The 19,188-nt window shown below is 48.1% G+C and carries 12 protein-coding genes; 6 read left to right on the top strand and 6 right to left on the bottom strand.

Annotated elements, in window-relative coordinates:
* Positions 1-31: 31 nt before the first annotated feature.
* From LSG34_RS15840 to LSG34_RS15855, 4 genes are all read right to left on the bottom strand, one after another.
* Positions 32-316: a DUF3325 domain-containing protein gene (locus tag LSG34_RS15840; RefSeq protein ID WP_233010077.1), complete on the bottom strand. Its 285-nt coding sequence runs from the start codon at positions 314-316 to the stop codon at positions 32-34.
* The gene (locus LSG34_RS15845) at positions 313-642 is read right to left on the bottom strand and encodes a hypothetical protein (protein ID WP_233010078.1); all 330 of its coding nucleotides are present in this window, start codon (positions 640-642) and stop codon (positions 313-315) included. The genes LSG34_RS15840 and LSG34_RS15845 overlap by 4 nt, the downstream gene beginning before the upstream one ends.
* Complete coding sequence (locus tag LSG34_RS15850; protein ID WP_233010079.1) at positions 639-2,195, bottom strand: PepSY-associated TM helix domain-containing protein; 1,557 nt, start codon at positions 2,193-2,195, stop codon at positions 639-641. Before LSG34_RS15850 ends, LSG34_RS15845 begins: the two co-directional genes overlap by 4 nt.
* A gap of 222 nt (positions 2,196-2,417) precedes the next feature.
* Positions 2,418-4,514, bottom strand: coding sequence for a putative bifunctional diguanylate cyclase/phosphodiesterase (locus LSG34_RS15855; RefSeq protein ID WP_233010080.1), 2,097 nt, complete (start codon positions 4,512-4,514; stop codon positions 2,418-2,420).
* 134 nt (positions 4,515-4,648) lie between these two features.
* Between LSG34_RS15855 and LSG34_RS15860 the strand changes: the two genes are divergently transcribed.
* The 3 genes from LSG34_RS15860 to LSG34_RS15870 are packed head-to-tail and all read left to right on the top strand — an operon-like array spanning position 4,649 to position 10,107.
* The gene (locus LSG34_RS15860; protein WP_233010081.1) at positions 4,649-5,221 is read left to right on the top strand and encodes an Hpt domain-containing protein; all 573 of its coding nucleotides are present in this window, start codon (positions 4,649-4,651) and stop codon (positions 5,219-5,221) included.
* Positions 5,221-9,684, top strand: a complete 4,464-nt coding sequence (locus LSG34_RS15865; protein WP_233010082.1) for a CHASE domain-containing hybrid sensor histidine kinase/response regulator — start codon at positions 5,221-5,223, stop codon at positions 9,682-9,684. The genes LSG34_RS15860 and LSG34_RS15865 overlap by 1 nt, the downstream gene beginning before the upstream one ends.
* A 6-nt stretch (positions 9,685-9,690) precedes the next feature.
* Entirely contained in the window at positions 9,691-10,107 is a 417-nt protein-coding gene (locus tag LSG34_RS15870; protein ID WP_233010083.1) for a response regulator, read from the top strand.
* A gap of 30 nt (positions 10,108-10,137) precedes the next feature.
* On the opposite strand, the gene LSG34_RS15875 is transcribed toward LSG34_RS15870, so the two are convergent.
* Together LSG34_RS15875 and LSG34_RS15880 are read right to left on the bottom strand one after the other, a co-directional pair.
* The gene (locus LSG34_RS15875; protein ID WP_233010084.1) at positions 10,138-11,064 is read right to left on the bottom strand and encodes a helix-turn-helix transcriptional regulator; all 927 of its coding nucleotides are present in this window, start codon (positions 11,062-11,064) and stop codon (positions 10,138-10,140) included.
* 25 nt (positions 11,065-11,089) lie between these two features.
* Positions 11,090-11,413: a nuclear transport factor 2 family protein gene (locus tag LSG34_RS15880; protein WP_233010085.1), complete on the bottom strand. Its 324-nt coding sequence runs from the start codon at positions 11,411-11,413 to the stop codon at positions 11,090-11,092.
* A gap of 349 nt (positions 11,414-11,762) precedes the next feature.
* Between LSG34_RS15880 and LSG34_RS15885 the strand changes: the two genes are divergently transcribed.
* From LSG34_RS15885 to LSG34_RS15895, 3 genes are read left to right on the top strand one after another with little or no spacing between them, the layout of a single operon-like run.
* The gene (locus LSG34_RS15885; RefSeq protein WP_233010086.1) at positions 11,763-12,986 is read left to right on the top strand and encodes an efflux RND transporter periplasmic adaptor subunit; all 1,224 of its coding nucleotides are present in this window, start codon (positions 11,763-11,765) and stop codon (positions 12,984-12,986) included.
* Between the two features lie 3 nt (positions 12,987-12,989).
* Positions 12,990-16,079: a multidrug efflux RND transporter permease subunit gene (locus tag LSG34_RS15890; RefSeq protein WP_233010087.1), complete on the top strand. Its 3,090-nt coding sequence runs from the start codon at positions 12,990-12,992 to the stop codon at positions 16,077-16,079.
* Entirely contained in the window at positions 16,076-19,162 is a 3,087-nt protein-coding gene (locus tag LSG34_RS15895; protein WP_233010088.1) for an efflux RND transporter permease subunit, read from the top strand. Before LSG34_RS15890 ends, LSG34_RS15895 begins: the two co-directional genes overlap by 4 nt.
* Positions 19,163-19,188 lie beyond the last annotated feature (26 nt).

Here is a 19,188-nt window from a genome sequence, read left to right on the forward strand (position 1 = left end):
AAATAAGTTTGTTGTTCTTACTGAATGCTGATCAGAACCAGCGCAATACAGTGGGTTTCATCGTCAGAACTATGGCGACAGTGATGGCGGTCAGGCTGAGTAATCCGAACCAGACTAAAATGGCCCCTGCAAGCTGCAGCTTGTTAAGCAGCACCAGCAAGGACAGCGCTAACAAAAAAAAGCCGCTGCGGCGTCTGATGATTTCCTGTTGGTCAGACAGCACCTTGCCCCAGATCTGTTTGGCATGGCGCGGCATGGCCTGACACAACAACACAAAAGCGATTTGGCATAACAACCAGGCCAGAACGGAGATCATTGTATTACTCCGGCATTCAGGGCTGGCAGCATAGACAGCAGTGCACAGGCCGCTGTGATTAAGGTGAGCAGCAGCCAGGCGCGACCTAAACGGGTGGCGGCAAACACCGCCATAATGATCAGGCTATACAATAAAAAACTAAGCAGCAGCATGCCCATTAGTGCTCCAGCCAGTTCAATACCAAACAGCAGGCTGATCAGCCTGGATGTCAGGGTGATGAGGGCCACGGTGCAGAGGTAACCTCCAACTATGGCCAGCATCAGCCGGCTTAGCATGCTAAGGATGTTGTACAACTGGCTATCTGGCTGAAATGGTGAAGCTTTCATCCGGCATGCTCCTGTAATCTGTGCTGATTTTGTGTGGCCTGCGCTTTAGTTTGGGCGCGGTTTTTCAGATGCTTGACAGCGAGCAGGCTTAGTAAGCCAAAAGCAAAACACGTCAGATCAAAACCTGCCATCACCCAGTCAGACTGCAGCATTGAGTTCAGTAAATGCCGGTCTGTGGTCAGATAATTCAGTAGTGGTAAGCCCAGTAAAAGGGCAGCTGTTAACTTAAAGCCATCCAGCCAGACAGCCTGTGCACCTCGTACTGCGGCATAGATAAAAGTCAGGCCCCAACTGATAAAAAAGCAGCGGATTTCCCATTCAGCCCGATCAGCCAGTTGTAATGGTAATAAACGGTTGGCCCAGAAATAGACGGCAACTGCTAAAGTGAGCCCTATCACAGCGCCTGCATTAAGCCAGTCGACCAGCTTCATGTTCAGCCCCACTCTGTTACCTGCAGGCAAGCGGGCTTTACGTCGTGTCGACCAGAGCAATAAACCAGTGGCCACCATGACAGTGCCCATTACGCCAGATAAAAAGTACAGCCAGCGTAAGACAGGATCGGCAAAACGACCCGAATGCAGATTAATTAAAGTGCGGCGGACTTTCTCAGAGCTAAAGGCAGTGGTAGTTTCCTGCACTAGCTGACCTGTAGAGCCTGAGTATTGCAGTACTCGAAAACCTGAAACCAATGCACTGGTCGCTGCTTCTCGTATTTCAATCATGGCCGACTGATCGCCTGGATAATGGATGGAAATAAAGCTGATCTCTGCGCCATTCAGTTCCTGCTGGGCCTGACGCAAGATGCTATCCAGTGGCACTTGTGGTGCTTTTATACCAGTAGCGACAATTTTATTTTCCTGTCCGGAAACTTGGTCAAACAAGGCGCCGCTGTCGCCAAAATTCACCGACACTGCATAAAACATATAGAGAAACATCAGTGTGACCAGGCCTGTGTAGGTGATCATCAAATGAAAAGGCAAGGCCAGTACAGACGTAATAGTGTGAGCATCTAACCAGCTTTTATGGTCTTTAAAAAATTGCAGGCTGAAAAAGTCTTTAAAGATTTTTTTATGGATCACCACACCGGTCATCATCGCTAACAGCATAAACATACTGCAAATGCCGACCAGCCAGCGAGCCCAAATCACCGGCATGTAATACAGGTCAAAATGGAATCTGTATAAAAAACTACCGCCTCTGGTGTCTCTTAACGCCACAGCCTGACCGCTGCCATCTAATGTTGCCCGTTCAAAACGACGCCCATTCTGGCCTTCAGTACGCCAGAACAACTCTGTAGTCTGAGCCCTTGAGTTGGGTAAGGTGATGGACCAGCGTTCAGAATCCGGCGCTTTTTGCTGCAGGAACTGTTCAGCCTGAGCAATAGCCTGTATTTGAGTTGCTGCAGTTTTGAGTTCGGGTTGCATCCAGCTGCTGATTTCATCCTGAAAAAAAGACAGGGTACCCGTCAGGAAAATGGCAAAAAGTATCCAGCCAACCAACAGGCCGGTCCAGGTATGTAACCAGGTCATAGCATCGCGAAATCGGGGCTTCATTAGCAGGTTCCTTCCACTGTCCCATGATCAACAGGGTGATCAGGATTCCGACAGAATAACGACTTTATCTAAATGAGAATTGTTGTCATTATATCTTGCGTGTTGGTCTGAGGTAAATACAAGGTTGTTCAGGCCGTCGTATTTTGCGACCAACTGCAATGAGCAGATTGTTTTCCCTGCTATTTCAGAAGGATAAGTGGTGGTGCTTTTACTTATGCGTTGTTAGTTGTAGTGCTGAGCAGTCATATAAGCTTTAAATGCTTCTGCCGACAAAGGTTTACTGAAAAAATAGCCTTGGCCCATCTGGCAACCCAGCTGCAGTAGCTTGTCTTTTTGCGCTTCCAGTTCAATGCCTTCGGCTATTAACTGCAAATTCATCGATTGAGCCAGGGAGATCACGGCTTTGACTATTTCCATATCGCCTCTGTCGGTCAGCATTTCATGGACAAAGGATTTATCTATTTTCAGCACGTCGACCTGGAATTTTTTCAGATAAGACAAGCTCGAGTAGCCAGTGCCAAAGTCGTCTATTGAAATACAAATGCCGGCGGCTTTGAGCTGACTCAACATGCTTTGGGTTTTACTGACATCCAGCATCAGCGCGCTTTCTGTCACTTCCAGCTCTAATAAGCGGGCTGGCATTTGTAATTCTGTCATCAGACTGCAGATTTGTTTCACCAGCAGTGGGTCTGCAAACTGAGCTGCGGCAATATTAACCGATACCGGCACCTGATAACCCAATTGTTGCCAGATCAGACATTCTTTACAGGCCTGACGCAACACTTGCTGCCCCAGTTCGCCAATTAAACCTGTCTCCTCTGCCAGCGGAATAAATTCCATAGGAGAAACCCACTGACCCTGATGGTTTTGCATTCGTGCCAAAGCTTCGGCACCCAATAACTTGCCTGTTTCTAAACAAAGCTTTGGCTGGTAATAGACTTGTAGTTGCTGATTGGTTAAGGTTTCACGCAATAGCAATTCCAGTTGATGGCGATGAATTATTTGCTGTTCCAGTTCGTCGGAAAAAAAGCTGGTTCTGTTGCGGCCTTCAGATTTGGCTTTAAACATAGCCACATCGGCATGGCGCATAAACATTTCTATGGTTTGGGCGTCGTCCGGATAAATACTTACGCCAATGCTGACGGCCATTTGGTACTTTTTATCTTCCAGTACAAAAGGTTGCTGGAACTGACTATGCACCTGGCTGGTGAACAACCCCACTTCTTCAATAGACCATAGCTCGGGCAGCACCAGCACAAACTCGTCACCGCCTAAACGAGCCAGTGTGGTGCCGGCATCACAAATAGAGTTCAGCCGCTCTGAAGCCTGTTTGATCAGCAAATCGCCGAAGTTATGACCTATAGAGTCATTCACATATTTAAAGTGGTCCAAATCAATCAGCAGCAAAGCCGATTTATGATGCAACTGCTCTGCTCTTTTGATGGCCTGTTCGATGCGATCGTACAGCAGTACCCTGTTGGGTAAATTGGTTAAAGGGTCGTGATTGGCCAGATGACTCATCTTCAGCGCCAGAGCCATACTTTCACTGACGTCATGAAACACCACTATGCTGCCAAGGCACTGACCTTTGTGATCAATTATAGGGGCGGCAGAATCCTCCACCTGAAACAACTGTCCTGTGCGCGATACTAACTGGCAATTTAACGCCATAGCCACTACACGTTGTTCTTTTAACGCAAAATAAATTGGGTTCCAGTGTGGCTCTAAAGTATGAGCATCCCGCAGTTGCATCACTTCTTCGATAGGGCGAAACAATGCCTCTTTCGCCAGCCAGCCTGTCATACGCTCAGCTATAGGGTTCATAAAGCTGATTTTTCCATCCAGATCTGTGGCTATGACGGCGTCACCAATAGAATCCAGCGTCACTCTCAGCCATTCTTTTTCTGCCTCTACCTGACGGCTATAGCGGCTTAAATCCAGCAGATTTTTGATGCGGATACGACAGGACTTTGCATGCAAAGGTTTACGTAAAAAGTCGATGCCCCCTTCAGATAAAGAGGATATTTCGTGTTCTATATCTATATGAGAGGTAATAAACACAATAGCGATATCGCGGGTAGCCGGGTCGGCTTTTAAAGCTCGGCAGACGGCAAGACCATCCATACCCGGCATTTCAATATCCAGCACAATGAGTTCGGGGTGGTGTTTACGCGCCAGCTCCAGTGCATGAGAGCCATCGGTAGCAAAATACAAAGTGGCCAAATCCTGCAGTAACTCACGTAATAGCAACAAGGATGATGCCTGATCATCAACCAATAAGATTTGCGCAGCCTTTGCGGCGGATGGTGTTATCTGCATCTGGCACTTCCCTGTTTTCTGTCCACTTTTTTAGTGTAGACGGAAAAATTAACCAGATGAAATTAACTGGACAAAGCACGGGATTTTTCAGCTAAAGCCCATTATGCTGTGAGAAATCATCCGGGTAGCTTTCTATGTTGTTTAATTTTAGTGTGCTCGAACAATTAATTGGCTTTTCTCAGGATGCGTTTGTGCATCTTTCTCCTGCTATAGCTCAGCTGATTGCATCAACTCCTGGCGAAATACAGCAGCTTACCAGGTCCTATCAGCAGCAAGACTCTAAAGCCATTGAGCACTCTTTACATAAGTTGCGTGGCAGTTACGCCACTTTAGGCGCAACGGCTTTACCTGAATTATCACGTCCGCTGGAAATGCAGTTACAACAAGGTCTATTACCTTGTGCTAGCGCATTTACGAGCTATCTGGAATGTCTGGAGCAAACTTCAGCGGCTTTAAATTTATGGCTGAGCCAGTTTAACTACAGCTCAGACAGCAGCTTGCCTGACGTATTGCTGTATATCCAGTACCTTGAAAATAATGATATGCAGGCCTATAGCTTATTTCAGGTACAACGAGCGGGCTGGATAGCCTATCTTGGGCCCGAAGACTTTGTGCTGATGGAGCAGGACATCATGACGTTAAACTTTATCGCGGCGGCAGAGCGCTTAAAACAGCGCCTCAGCACACAAGGAAAGGGATCAGACTAATGGTATGGCTTAAGCGTAACCTGCAGGATCTAGCTGCAATTTTGGTTCCGGCGCTGTTATTTGCAGCTATAGGATTCTATCTTTCTGCCCATTTTGAACAACGTCAGCAGCAGCAAAATCAGCAACGTATTCAACAAAGCTTAGATACTAAAGCCAATCAGCTGGCTGATGCAATAGTCGAAAAAATGACTATTTATCAATATGGTTTGCGTGGTGTTCGGGGGGCCGTGTTAAGTGCTGGTGCAGAGAATTTTGGTTATGCCAATATGCTGTCTTACAGTCAAAGTCGTGATCTGACGACTGAATTCCCCGGAGCCCGTGGTTTTGGCATTATCCGCAAAGTAGCTCCTGCTGATGTCGCCGAGTTTTTGCAAAAAGCGGAAGCGGACAGCAACCATCCATTTTTATTTCGCCAACAAAACCCGCATCCAAATGACTTGTTGGTGATCCAGTACATTGAACCTATGGCTGATAATGAAGAAGCCATAGGATTTGATATTGCTTCGGAGCAGATCCGTTATCAAACCGCACTTCAGGCTGTGCAGCAAAACAGAGCCGTGCTGACTGAGCCCGTTACTTTGGTGCAGGCTCAAAGTAAAAAATCGCAGGGTTTTTTGTTACTAATGCCAATTTATCTGCAGGGCACAGCACCGCAAACTGAAGAAGAACGTTATCAGCAACTTTATGGTCTGGCTTATGCGCCTTTAACCATTGATGAGATTTTATCCAGTATCCAAACTGCGGATGCAGAAGTGCACCTGGAGGTTATAGATATTGCCTTTAATCCACAGCAGGCTTTTTTTAAAACTGTAGGGACAAACTCGGTTTTAACCGGGTACAAGGCTGAGCGTCAGCTGTCTATTTTTGGCCGCAACTGGCAAGTCAGGTTGCAGGCGACAGAGCATTTTGTTGCAGCCCTGAATTTGCAAAGACCGCAAAACGTGTTTTACATCAGCTTGAGTATCAGTGCCTTACTGATCGTGATTGTCGCTTTTATGCAGTTGACCTTCTCCCGCCGTCTGCAGTTATCCAGACACAGAGCTGTATTGGCTGCGATAGTGGAAAATGCCAACGAGGCCGTGATTGGTTCTGATAAACAAGGACTGATTAACAGCTGGAACCCGGCTGCAGAACAAATGTTTGGTTACAGCGAAGCGGAAGCTATAGGAAAAACCATTAGCGAACTGATTGTGCCTGCCTCGCACCAGGCGGAACAGCTGCAACTGGAGCAAGAGGTGAGGGCTGGCCGAAAAGTGCGTTACAGGCAAAGTGTGCGACAGCATAAATCAGGGCAGCAGTATCCTGTGTCATTAAACCTGTCGCCTATTCTGGATGAAAAAGGCCTGTTTATCGGTTCAGCCCTGACGGTTAATGACATCAGTCATATCAAGCAGGCAGAGCAAAAGTTACAGCAAGCCAATGAAGAGCTGGAGCATCAGGTTGAACTGCGCACTGCTGAGATTGAACGGGTCTCCACCTTACAGCGCAGCATTTTACGCAACGCCAACTATGCCATTATCACCACTGATTTAGATGGCATGATTACGTCTTTTAACCCAGCAGCAGAAGCGATGTTGCAGTACAAAGAAGCTGAAGTGATTGGTCGTTATGGCCCGGATATCATCCATGATGCGGATGAAATGGCGGAGTATTCACAGCAACTTACAACACAGCTTGGCCATCAGGTTGATGCGGATATCACTGTGTTGGTTGAAAAAACCAAACAAGGCCAAACCGATAACAGAGAGTGGACTTATGTCCGTAAAGATGGCAGTCGCTTTCCTGTCCAGGTTGCGGTCACAGCTTTATTGGATCAGCAAAAACAAGTGGTGGGTTATCTGGGCATTGCACGGGATTTAACGCTACAAAAAGAGCTGGAGTTTGAGCTGGCTCTGGCGAAAGTGTCCACAGAGCAAAGCCCGGATCTCGTCTTTTGGTTAAATGATGCCGCTGATGTGATTAAAGCCAATCCGGCTGCTTTAGCCTGTTGCGCCGACAAGTTAAGTCTGGCAGATCTTGCTTTGCAACTGGTGGGCGACAGGTTGCAGCAACTTATTCTGAGCACAGAGAGAAAACGCAGTGTGCAGTTTGAAACCCAGTTTGAAGACTCAGAAGGTGTTTTGATCCCTTTGTCGGCAACTTTGTCCTGGATCCGTTTTGAACAGCAGGATTATTTTTATCTGGTGGCCCGTGATCGATCTGAGCAACACAAAAGGGAGCAGGAGCTGGCATATGCACGGCGACTGGCTGATGCAGCCAATGATGCGAAATCGTCCTTTTTGGCCAATATGAGCCATGAAATCCGCACCCCAATGAACGCTATTCTGGGTATGTTACAGCTGGTGCAGCAAACTAGTTTAACCAGCAGACAAGAAGATTATATCCGTCAGACTGAAATAGCAGCGAAGTCCTTATTGGCTATTCTGAACGACATTCTGGACTTCTCTAAGGTGGAAGCTGGCAAGCTGGAGATGGATAGCCATAGCTTTGAACTGGCGTCGCTGATGGAAGATTTGGGCACTATTTTATCGGCCAATCTGGGCAGCAAAGATGTGGAAGTGTTGTATCAGTTTGCTGAAGATTTACCGCAGCTGGTGGTGGGTGATAGTTTGCGATTGAAACAGGTGCTGTTAAATCTGACTGGCAACGCCATCAAGTTCACCGAAAAAGGTGAAATAGTGGTGAGCCTGGAGGTGACAGAACGCACTGCAGAAGCGGCCAAAATTAAGTTTAAAGTCACGGACACTGGCATCGGCATGACAGAACAACAACTGGCGGTGATTTTCCAGAGTTTCAGTCAGGCAGAGTCTTCTATCAGCCGTCGTTATGGCGGCACAGGTTTAGGCCTCGCCATCAGTAAAGGTCTGGTTGAACTGATGGGCGGGCAGTTGTCGGTGGATAGCCAGTGGGGCTCTGGCAGCTGTTTTGAGTTTGATCTCTGGTTTAACTGTTTAAGCCTGAATGCAGCTCAAGCCGACCTGTCTTTGTTACAGGATTTAAGAGTGCTGGTGGTAGACGATAACCAGCAATCCCGACAGATTTTATCTGAAGTGATGCGGCATTATGGTTGTCAGGTTGATTTAGCCAGTAGTGGCGAGCAAGCATTGCAGCTGTTACAGCAACAAAATGGTTATAAGTTGGTATTACTCGACTGGTTAATGCCAGGTATGGATGGTTGGCAGACCGCGGAAAAAATCCGTCAGTTAGTGCAAGGCCCTGATATGCCACTGGTGATTATGGTGACAGCTCATGGCCGTGAATGTCTGGCGCAAAAACAACAGCAAGAACAAAGTCAGCATTTACTGAACGGTTTTATTGTCAAACCTGTCACCCCAAGCCGGTTGCTCGATGCGGTGTTGGATGCGCTGGCTGGTAAACAGATGTTTTCTAATGCGCAGCAAGAGGCTGCGCCACGTCAAAGTCGCTTAAATGGCTTACAACTGCTGTTGGTGGAAGACAATCCAACCAACCAGATCGTTGCTTCGGAATTGTTAGGCAACGAAGGCGCTTTAGTGGATATAGCGCCGGGTGGCACTTTTGCGCTGGCGATGCTGGAGCAGCAACCGGATAAATACGATCTGGTGCTGATGGATATTCAAATGCCGGATATGGATGGTTATGAAACCACCAAACGTATTCGCAGCAAAGCCGCTATGTTGACCTTGCCTATAGTGGCCATGACTGCCAATGCGATGCAATCGGACAAACAAGCTTGCCTGGACGCAGGTATGAACGATCATGTTGCTAAGCCTTTTGCCATCGACACCCTGGTGCAAACCATATTGAAGTGGTCAAAAACTCCGGTTGACCCCAGTTTGCCTGCCGCTGTAATTCAACAGCCATTACTTAGTCCGGCTCTGGTGGATGCGGCTTTACAGCAAGGTGTGCAACTGAATTCAGCATTAAACCGTCTGGGCAACTCGGTCTCTGTGTATCATAAAACCCTGAAGTCTTTTGTCACTGAGCTCGACGCTGCGCTGATTAAACTAAAAGCCGGAGCCTCAGCCTTAACAGAAAAAGAATTGTATCTGTTGGCGCATTCTCTGAAAGGTTCAGCCAGTTCTTTGGGCATAGTGCGCTTATCCGAACCTGCAGCTGCTATTGAGCAATCGATCAAACAAAAAACGGCGTTGGATTTACCTAAAGCTTTATCAACTTTTGTTGCCGACGCTGAAGCTTTTGCTAGTTTTGCACCTGTGTTATTGGCGGAAACCGCGCCTGCAGAAGAAGAACCTATAGCTCTGATGCCCAGTGACACTGAATTGTCAGAACTGCTTGGCCAGCTACAATCTTCTTTGCAGAGTTTTAATATGAATGCTTTGGATCAGTTTTCAGAGCTGAAAGGTGCATTGCAAAACCTGAACCCAGAGTGGGTCAGTAAACTGGAAAGCGCTTTAGACCAATTGAATTTTATTCAGGCTCTGCAGTACACAGAGCAGTACCAGACATTACTGAAAAGGTAGTTATTGATGAGTGTCACCCCGTTACACAGTGCTGACAAAATAAAAATACTGGTAGTAGACGACCAGCCGGTGAATATTCAAATCATTCATCAGATGCTGAATGCTGAGTATCAGATTTTTATGGCCACCTCCGGTGCTCAAGCTATTACTTTGTGCCAAAACAACCCGCCTGACTTGATCCTGCTGGATGTGGTCATGCCTGAATTGGATGGATTAGCGACCTGCCGTTTACTGAAACAACAACCAGAGCTGGCTCGCATTCCGGTGATCTTTGTTACTGGTATGCAGAGTCAGGAAGATGAAACTTTATGTTGGGAAGCGGGCGGTGCTGATTTTGTGATCAAGCCTGTGCATGCGGTCACTTTAAAACACAGGATCAAAACTCAGCTCAAACTAAAGCAGCTGCAGGATTTATTGCCATAGCTTAAAGGCTGAATTAAAAGCTTAAGCGCATCAGGAATAGAGCGCTAAAACAGCACCGCTTTGCCTGCGCATTTCCTGCTTTAATTCATCAGGTGCCAGCACTTTAGCTGCTATGCCAAGCGATAATACCCAGCACGCCAACGAAGTCCAGTCGCTGCAGTTCAGCGTCATCACCACACCTTCAGCATGTTGTTGCTCATTCGTTATACCTTGCCACCACTCCCGTCTGGCTCTGTCTGCTGCTGTATGTGCAAACAGGATCTGTGCTTTCAGTTGTGCTGGCGGAGTACCGCTTTGCAAAAAGTCTTTAGCGTTAAAGTCGCCTCTGGCCTGAAACTGTTCAGCCTGAAGCTGTAAGTTGTGGATACGGTCGGTGCGAAAATCACGGTAGTCTTGTCGTAGTCTGCACCAGGCAATCAAATGCCAGCGCCCCAGGTAAAACACTAAACCAGCAGCTTCTACTTCACGCTGGCTATGAGTTTGACTGGCATTCTGATAATCAAAAGTCAGTAGCTGTTGTCGTGCTATAGCTTGTTGTAATACGGATAAATCCGCCTGCTGTGGATGTTCTGTCTGTGGAGTGGCCATGCCTTTGGCCAGCAGTTCCAGCCGGTGTTTGGCCTCATTGGGCAATACAGCTTTGATTTTATCTAAAGCCGACTGCATTTTTTCGTTATAGCTGTGGGTGGTCATACGCTGCGCCAGCATCACGCCGGTCGACAGTGCATAAGCTTCCTGTTCGGAGAAATTAACTGGTGGCAATAAATAGCCTTTCATCAGGCTATAGCCTATGCCAGCTTCGGCCAGAATAGGCACACCAGCCTCACCCAAAGCCGCAATATCCCGGTAAATAGTGCGCACACTTAAACCAAAGTGTTCTGCCATGGCTTCGGCTGTGCAGGTGCGGCGACTTTGTAAATACAAAATCAGCGCCAGCAGTCGATCAATACGATTCATCAGTTTCTCTTGGAATAGGCTATAGCTAACGGATCATCAGACGACTGATTTTGCCATCCTGCAAGGCAAATACATAGTTCAGCTGAATTGGGCTACCCTGAAACTGGCCTGATACCTTAGCTTTCACCCAGATTTCGCCATAGCTACGTTCTGCTTTTAGTACCTGAACTTCGGGTTGATATTTTTGTTGGGTATGCTGCAACCAGCCGCGGATGGACTCAAGTCCTGTCAGGTGCTGACCTTCATCAAAGACGGATGCGTCCGGGTCAAAACACTCGGCCGCCAGTTGGTTATTTTGGGCATTAGTCGCTGAAAAATAACGATCAATAGTAGTATCTAACACAGTCATGATGCGCTCCTTTTACTTGACCCTGTCAGCTTAGCAACTCAGACTGACAACCTTATGTCAGTAGCCTGAAGTTTTAATCCAGAAAAATCTGTTCGCAGTTAAAGTATTAGCTGTTTTGAGCCACAAGCCTGATGTCAGTAGCAAGGCATTGGCTGTTCAATTGATCCTTTTGCCTTTTATGGCTGTATGTTGTCCGGCACTTTGATTTTTGTCGCTGTAAAAAGACGTCTGACCGAATGTCAGACCATCTTTACTCAATCTTGACATTCGCTTCATTGCAGCGCTTTACAGGCTGAATTAGAGTAGGCCCGTTTTACTCATTTATAGTTTTGTTATAGGGATTTATGTTATGTCTTTGCTGAAAAAGCCTGTTGTGTTAGCTGCTGGTCTGGCTATTGCTATTGCTGCTCTGTATTGGTTCTGGCCAAGTGCTGAACCTGCCGCTGGAGCAGGACAAGCTGCTGCAGGCAAACCCGGAGCCGGACAAAAACCGGCGGGGCAAAGACCCGGAGGCCCACGACCTGCCGGCGCTGCTAATAATCCCTGGGCTATGCCTGTTCCTGTGCGGGTGATTGAAGCGGGTTCTACTGATTTAAAAGTGCAGATTAAAGCCATAGGCACTGTGACACCTTTGAATACTGTGCTGGTGCAAAGCCGGGTGGCAGGTCCTTTGCAGCAAGTGTTTTTCGAAGAAGGCCAAAAAGTTGAAGCTGGCCAGTTGTTGGCTCAGATTGATCCGGCTGATTACAAAGTAGAATTGGCGCAGGCTCAGGGCCAGAAAGAACAAAATATAGCGCTGCTGAAAAGTGCCGAACAGGACTTAGAGCGATTTGCCAAACTCAAAGAGCAAAACACGATAGCTGCGCAGCAAATGAATGCGCAGCAGGCTTTAGTCAGCCAGCTCAAAGGCGCTATTAAATCCAATCAGGCCGCTATTGATGCTGCTGCTTTGCAGTTGTCTTATACTCAAATCAAAGCGCCTATCAGTGGTCGTCTGGGATTACGTGCTGTCGACCCAGGCAACTTAATTCAGGCCAATAGCGCTGAAGGTTTAGTCACTATTACCCAAAGTTCACCTATAGCTGTGGTCTTTACTATTCCTGAAACTCAGTTGCAGCAAGTGCGCACGGCGTTTCGTGCCGGAGCAGCTTTGTCAGTTGAGGCCTGGGACAGAGCGGAACAAATGCAGCTGACCAGCGGTACTTTAACCACCCTGGATAACCAGATTGATATAGCCACTGGCACTTTGAAGCTGAAAGCGGAGTTTGCTAATCAGAACGAAGAGTTATTCCCGAACCAGTTTGTCAATGTACGTTTAAATGTGGCAGTGCAAAGTGGTGCTGTGACTATTCCGCAAGACGCTGTGCAATATGGTGCTCAGGGCACTTATGTTTATATGATCGATGACAATAACAAAGCGCAAATCCGTTTGTTGAAGTTAGGTGCTGTAGATAACGGCTTAGTGGCTGTTGAAGAAGGTTTAAAGGCAGGCGATAAAGTGGTGCTGGAAGGGTTAGATCGTTTAAGACCTGACCGAGAAGTTGAGGTGATCCAGGACGCGCCTAAGGGGTAAATGATGAACCTGTCCAAGCCTTTTATTTTACGTCCTGTCGCGACTTCGTTGTTAATGCTGGCGATTTTAATTGCCGGTATTTTAAGCTGGCGTTTATTGCCTGTGGCTGCCTTGCCTCAAGTCGATTACCCTATTATTCAGGTGTTTAGCTTTAACCCCGGTGCCAGTCCTGACATTATGGCGCGCACTGTCACTGCGCCTTTAGAGCGGCGATTAGGCCAGATACCAGGCCTGAAACAAATGTCGTCCAATAGCTCGGCCGGGGCATCTGTTATAACGCTGCAATTTGCCTTAGTGGTGGATATGGGCGTGGCTGAACAGGAAGTGCAGGCTGCTATTAATACGGCCTCTTCATTGTTACCTAATGATTTACCTACTCCGCCTGTCTACCGCAAAGTCAATCCGGCTGATGCGCCCATTCTGACCTTAGCCGTCAGCTCCGATACTTTACCTTTGCCTGCCGTCTATGATTTAGTCGATACCCGTATGGCACAGAAGCTCGCTCAGCTGACGGGCGTGGGTATGGTCAGTCTGGCGGGTGGGCAGCGCCCTGCCATTCGCGTCAAAGCCAATCCCGCCGCTTTGGCCAGTCTGGATTTAAGTGTCGAAAGCTTGCGTACTGCCATAGCGGCGGCCAATACCAATCAGCCTAAAGGCAGTTTTGACGGCGCTTTTCGCTCCACTATGCTTGAAGCCAATGATCAAATTCGCAGCACGGACGAATACAAAGAGCTGATTATTGCCTATCGTGAAGGCGCACCTATCCGCTTAAAAGACGTGGCTAAAATTGAAAATGGCGCTGAAGACCGTTTTCTTGCTGCCTGGGCCAACCAAAAAGCCGCTGTGCTGGTTAATATTCAGCGCCAGCCCGGCGCCAATGTGATTGATGTAGCCGACAGAGTGCAGGAATTATTGCCGCAACTTACGGCCACTATGCCTGCCGCTGTGAAAGTAGAAGTGTTAACAGACCGGACTCACAGTATTCGTGCTTCAGTGCGTGATGTGCAAAAAGAGCTGATCTTCGCCATAGTGCTGGTGGTACTGGTCACCTTCGCATTCTTACGCAGTATTCCTGCCACTATTATCCCTAGTCTGGCCGTACCTTTGTCCTTGATTGGTACTTTTGCCGTGATGGTGTTACTGGATTTCTCTGTTAACAACCTGACCTTAATGGCTTTGACCATAGCCACAGGTTTTGTGGTGGATGACGCCATCGTCATGCTGGAAAACGTGGCGCGGCACCGTGAACAAGGCGCCTCGCCTATGGAAGCTGCACTGAAAGGCGCCAAAGAAATTGGCTTTACGCTGATTTCCTTGACCTTTTCGCTGATTGCCGTGTTGATCCCTCTGTTGTTTATGGCGGATGTGGTCGGCCGGCTGTTTTTTGAATTTGCCGTTACTTTGGCTGTGGCTATTCTGATCTCCCTGGTGGTGTCTTTAACGCTCACCCCTATGTTGTGCGCACGTTTACTGAAAACTCTGCCCGAGCATCATGATCAAAATGGCTTGATGGACCGCATTATTGCTGCTTATGGCCGTGGTTTGCAGTGGGTGTTACGCCATCAAAGCTTAGCCATGTTCAGCATGCTGGCGACTGTGGCCTTAACCGCGCTGTTGTATCTGGCGGTGCCTAAAGGCTTTTTCCCTGTGCAGGACAGTGGTGTGATCCAGGTAGTGACTGAAGCGCCGCAGGATATTTCTTTTCAGGCGATGGCGTCACGGCAGCAGGAGTTGGCTGAAAATATTTTGCAGCACCCAGCGGTGAGCAGTTTGTCGTCTTTTATTGGCGTCGATGGCAGCAATACCAGCATTAACAGTGGCCGTATTCAGATCAATTTGAAACAACATGCTGAGCGCGATTTGTCTGCGGTGGACGTGATCCGCGAGCTGGAGCAGCAAGTGCAAGCCGTGCCAGGTATTAAAGGCTGGTTCCAGCCAGTGCAGGAGCTGAGTATTGAAGACCGTGTCAGCCGTACTCAGTATCAATTTAGCTTAACCACACCGGATCAGGATGTATTGAATCAGTGGTTGCCGGATTTGGTTGAAGCCTTGCAACAACGACCTGAATTATCCGAAGTGGCGCATGATTTACAGCAACAGGGTTTACAGGCCTATATTGATATAGACCGCACTGCAGCTGCCCGTTTAGGCATTAATGTGTCGCAAATCAGTACTGTGCTTCAAAGTGCGTACAGTCAGCGCCAGATCACCACCTTATTTACTCAATCAAATCAGTACCGGGTGATTTTGGAAGTGGACCCGGATCAGATTAACGGTGTCGATGCGCTGAATAAACTCTATATCAGTTCTGGCTCCGGTACTCCTGTGCCTTTATCCGCTGTGGCTAAAGTGACACAACGCCCTGCCAAGTTATTGATTAATCATCAGGGCCAGTTCCCATCTGTGACTTTGTCTTTTAACCTGGCTGCCGGTTATTCGCTGGGTGAAGCTGTGGCTGCTATTGAAGAGGTGCAGCAACAATTACAACTGCCTGCCGAAGTGGAACTGACCTTTCAGGGAGCGGCTGAAGCTTTCCGGGCATCACTGAGCAATACACTCTGGCTGGTGCTGGCCGCTGTAGTCACCATGTATATAGTGTTGGGTATTTTGTATGAAAGCTTAATTCACCCGGTCACCATATTGTCGACTTTACCTTCAGCCACTGTAGGGGCTTTATTGGCGCTGCTGATCACAGGCCAGCCGCTGGATTTAATTGCGGTCATAGGCATAGTGTTGCTGATAGGTTTGGTGAAGAAAAACGGCATTATGATGGTCGACTTCGCGTTGGAAGCGCAGCGGCATCAGGGCTTATCGCCACAAGAAGCTATTTATCAGGCAGCTTTAATGCGGTTCCGGCCCATTTTAATGACGACTTTAGCGGCCTTATTTGGTGCTGTGCCATTGTTATTAGCCAGCGGTTCAGGTGCAGAATTGCGTCAACCCTTAGGTTTAGTAATGGTCGGTGGTTTGTTAGTCAGTCAGGTGCTGACGCTCTTTACTACGCCTGTGGTGTATTTATGGTTTGATCGTCACTTTAGTAGTAAAGAAGGTCAACAGGAAAACCTGAGCGAAGCCGAGGCCAAAGCGCTATGAATTTAGCTCAGCCCTTTATTCAGCGCCCTGTGGCCAGTGGCTTAATTGCCACTGCTATTTTGCTGCTTGGCATGCTGTGCTGGCGTTTATTGCCGGTATCGCCTCTGCCCGCTGTCGATTTTCCAATGATAGTAGTCACGGCCAGTTTGCCTGGTGCCAGCCCTGAAAGTATGGCCGCTACTGTGGCTACTCCACTGGAGCGGGCTTTGGGTAGTATTGCTGGTATTAACCGTATCAGTTCCAGCAGCAATCAGGGTTCAGCGCAAATACGGCTGGAGTTTGACTTGGACCGTAATGTCGATGAAGCGGCCCGTGAAGTGCAGGCTGCTATTAATGCGGCCCGTAGCCAGTTGCCCTCCGGTATGCCGGGTAATCCAAGTTACCGCAAATTTAACCCGTCCCAAGCTCCGGTGATGGCGCTGGCGTTAAGCTCTGAACATTTAGCCTCCAGTGCTTTATACGATGCGGCCTCTACTGTATTGGCACAAAAACTGGCTGCTATTACAGGGGTGGGTCAGGTTGAAGTGACAGGTGCGTCTTTGCCTGCAGTTCGGGTGCAACTGAATCCTGGCATGTTGACTCAATATGGTGTGGCTTTAGATGAAGTACGCGCAGCTATCAGTGGTGCTAATGCCTCCGTGCCTTTGGGTGTGCTGGAAAGTAGCGATCAACGTTGGCAATTGGCGACCAGTCAGACTTTACGTCAGGCGTCGGACTACCAGAATTTAGTCGTGAAATACGTCAACGGCGCACCTATCCGTTTGTCGGATGTGGCTTTAGTGACAGACTCGACAGAAAACCGCTACAGCGCAGGTTTTCATAACGACAAAAATGCGGTGATATTGCTGATCAGCCGCCGCACCGGTGCCAATATTGTTGAAACCATAGATGCTATTTATCAACAGATGCCGCTGTTGCAGGCGCTGATACCTGCAGATGCAGATTTAGCAGTGGTGATGGATCGCAGCCCTGTGATCCGCGCCACTTTAACTGAAGCGCAAATCAGTTTATTGATTGCTGTGGCACTGGTAGTGCTGGTGGTTTGGGCATTTTTAGGCAGCCTGCGCAGTGCACTGATCCCCAGTCTGGCTATCCCAGTGTCTTTGGTTGGCTCTTTTACTGTGATGTATCTCTGTGATTTTTCACTGAATAACTTATCGGTGATGGCTCTGATTGTGGCCACAGGTTTAGTGGTGGATGATGCCATTGTCGTAGTCGAAAACATTAAACGTCATATAGAAAGGGGCTTAACGCCTTTACAAGCTGCGCGACAAGGTGCGTCCGAAGTCGGTTTTACCTTGCTGGCAATGAACCTGGCTTTAGTAGTGATTTTCCTGTCAATTTTGTTTATGGGAGGCTTGGTCGAGCGTTTATTCCGCGAGTTTTCTATCACGCTGGCTGCCGCCATGATGATCAGTCTGGTGATTTCGCTGACCTTAACGCCAAGCTTATCGGCGTTACTGCTGAAGGCCAAAAAGCCGGGTGACACAGAAGCCGGCGCTTTTCAGAAGTTTCAGCAGAAGTATCACCAGAGCGTGACCTGGAGCTTAAGCCATTACCGCTGGTTGTTAGCCGGATTAGTGCTGCTTTTTGCTGCCAACGCCTGGTTGTACACTCAAGTGCCAACAGGTTTATTACCGGATCAGGACACAGGTCAACTGAATGGTTTTGTGCGTGGTGACGATGGATTTTCTTTTCATATCATGCAGCCAAAAATTGAAGCTTTCCGTCAGCATTTATTAAAAGACCCGGCTATAGCCGATGTGACAGGCTCCAGCGGTGGCGATATGGGTATCAGCAACAGCTGGATGAGGGTACGGTTAAAACCTCTGGCTGAACGTAAAATATCAGCTCAGCAAGTGGTAGACCGTATTCGCGCTACAGCCCCTAAAGTACCGGGTGGTATGGTGTTTATGAATGTGGATCAGGATATCCGTTTATCATCACCCTTTGGCCGAAGTGATTACGAGCTGTTGATGTTATCCGGTGATTTACAGCTGCTGCGCAAATGGAGCAAACAAGTAGCGGAAAAAATGCAGGAATTGCCGGAGCTGGTGGATGTGGATACTCCCAGTGGCGAAGATACGCAGCAAATTGCACTGACCATAGACCGCGAAGCGGCACAACGTTTAGGTGTGGATATGCGCACTGTGGCGACTTTGCTGAATAACTCTTTCTCACAGCGTCAGGTCGCAACTTTATACGATGAGATGAACCAATACCGTGTGGTGATGGAGCTGATACCAGGTTATACAGCTCAGCCTGAAGTATTAAAGCAACTGCAACTGGTGACTGCTGACGGTAACAGAGTGCCTTTATCCAGTATTGCCAGCTATCAGTACAGTCTGGCCAATGACCGCATTCGCCGCGATGGTCAGTTTGCCTCTGTTGGTATAGGTTATGGCCTGGCCCCCGGCGTGACTTTGCAGCAAGCATCTGCTGCTATTGATCAGGTGCTGGCCCGGGCCATGGTGCCCAGTGGCATTCATACCATCAATGGTGAAGATCAGCGCAATGCCATGTTTAAAAGTGGCGATCAGCTTTGGCTGATTATTGGCGTGATTTTAACTGTGTACCTGCTGCTCGGCGTGTTGTATGAAAGCACTATTCAACCTATTACTATTTTATCGACTTTACCTTGTGCTGGCTTAGGAGCTTTGCTGGCGCTTTATTTCAGCAATACCGACTTTAACCTGATAGCTCTGCTGGGTCTGTTTTTGCTGATAGGTATAGTGATGAAAAACGCCATCTTGCTGGTCGATTTTGCACTACATGCCGAACGTGATTTGGGGTTATCTCCCAAAGAGGCGGTCGCTTTAGCGGCAGCGCAACGTTTGCGTCCAATACTGATGACCAACTTTGCCGCTTTATTAGGTGCTGTGCCATTGCTCTTTGGTATGGGCGAAGGCTCAGAGCTGCGCCAGCCTTTAGGCATTACTATAGTTGGCGGTTTGCTGGTGAGTCAGTTGCTGACTTTGTACAGCACTCCAGCTGTGTATCTGGTGTTAAGTAAATTCCGCAGTACCAGATCAGCAGAGCTGCTGGTATCGGGCGCGGCAGCTGAAAAAAAGGCTGAGGTTTAGCTCAGCCTTAAAGGATGAATACTCAT

The organism is Rheinheimera faecalis (assembly GCF_021290965.1).
Taxonomy (GTDB): Bacteria; Pseudomonadota; Gammaproteobacteria; order Enterobacterales; family Alteromonadaceae; genus Pararheinheimera; species Pararheinheimera faecalis.

What these genes read in the sequence shown, in the direction of transcription:
- LSG34_RS15860 (WP_233010081.1), top strand. Translation starts at nt 4,649, where the DNA reads ATGTTGTTTAATTTTAGTGTGCTCGAACAATTAATTGGCTTTTCTCAG.
- LSG34_RS15885 (WP_233010086.1), top strand. Translation starts at nt 11,763, where the DNA reads ATGTCTTTGCTGAAAAAGCCTGTTGTGTTAGCTGCTGGTCTGGCTATT.
- LSG34_RS15840 (WP_233010077.1), bottom strand. Translation starts at nt 316, where the DNA reads ATGATCTCCGTTCTGGCCTGGTTGTTATGCCAAATCGCTTTTGTGTTG.
- LSG34_RS15890 (WP_233010087.1), top strand. Translation starts at nt 12,990, where the DNA reads ATGAACCTGTCCAAGCCTTTTATTTTACGTCCTGTCGCGACTTCGTTG.
- LSG34_RS15880 (WP_233010085.1), bottom strand. Translation starts at nt 11,413, where the DNA reads ATGACTGTGTTAGATACTACTATTGATCGTTATTTTTCAGCGACTAAT.
- LSG34_RS15865 (WP_233010082.1), top strand. Translation starts at nt 5,221, where the DNA reads ATGGTATGGCTTAAGCGTAACCTGCAGGATCTAGCTGCAATTTTGGTT.
- LSG34_RS15855 (WP_233010080.1), bottom strand. Translation starts at nt 4,514, where the DNA reads ATGCAGATAACACCATCCGCCGCAAAGGCTGCGCAAATCTTATTGGTT.
- LSG34_RS15875 (WP_233010084.1), bottom strand. Translation starts at nt 11,064, where the DNA reads ATGAATCGTATTGATCGACTGCTGGCGCTGATTTTGTATTTACAAAGT.
- LSG34_RS15850 (WP_233010079.1), bottom strand. Translation starts at nt 2,195, where the DNA reads ATGAAGCCCCGATTTCGCGATGCTATGACCTGGTTACATACCTGGACC.
- LSG34_RS15845 (WP_233010078.1), bottom strand. Translation starts at nt 642, where the DNA reads ATGAAAGCTTCACCATTTCAGCCAGATAGCCAGTTGTACAACATCCTT.
- LSG34_RS15895 (WP_233010088.1), top strand. Translation starts at nt 16,076, where the DNA reads ATGAATTTAGCTCAGCCCTTTATTCAGCGCCCTGTGGCCAGTGGCTTA.
- LSG34_RS15870 (WP_233010083.1), top strand. Translation starts at nt 9,691, where the DNA reads ATGAGTGTCACCCCGTTACACAGTGCTGACAAAATAAAAATACTGGTA.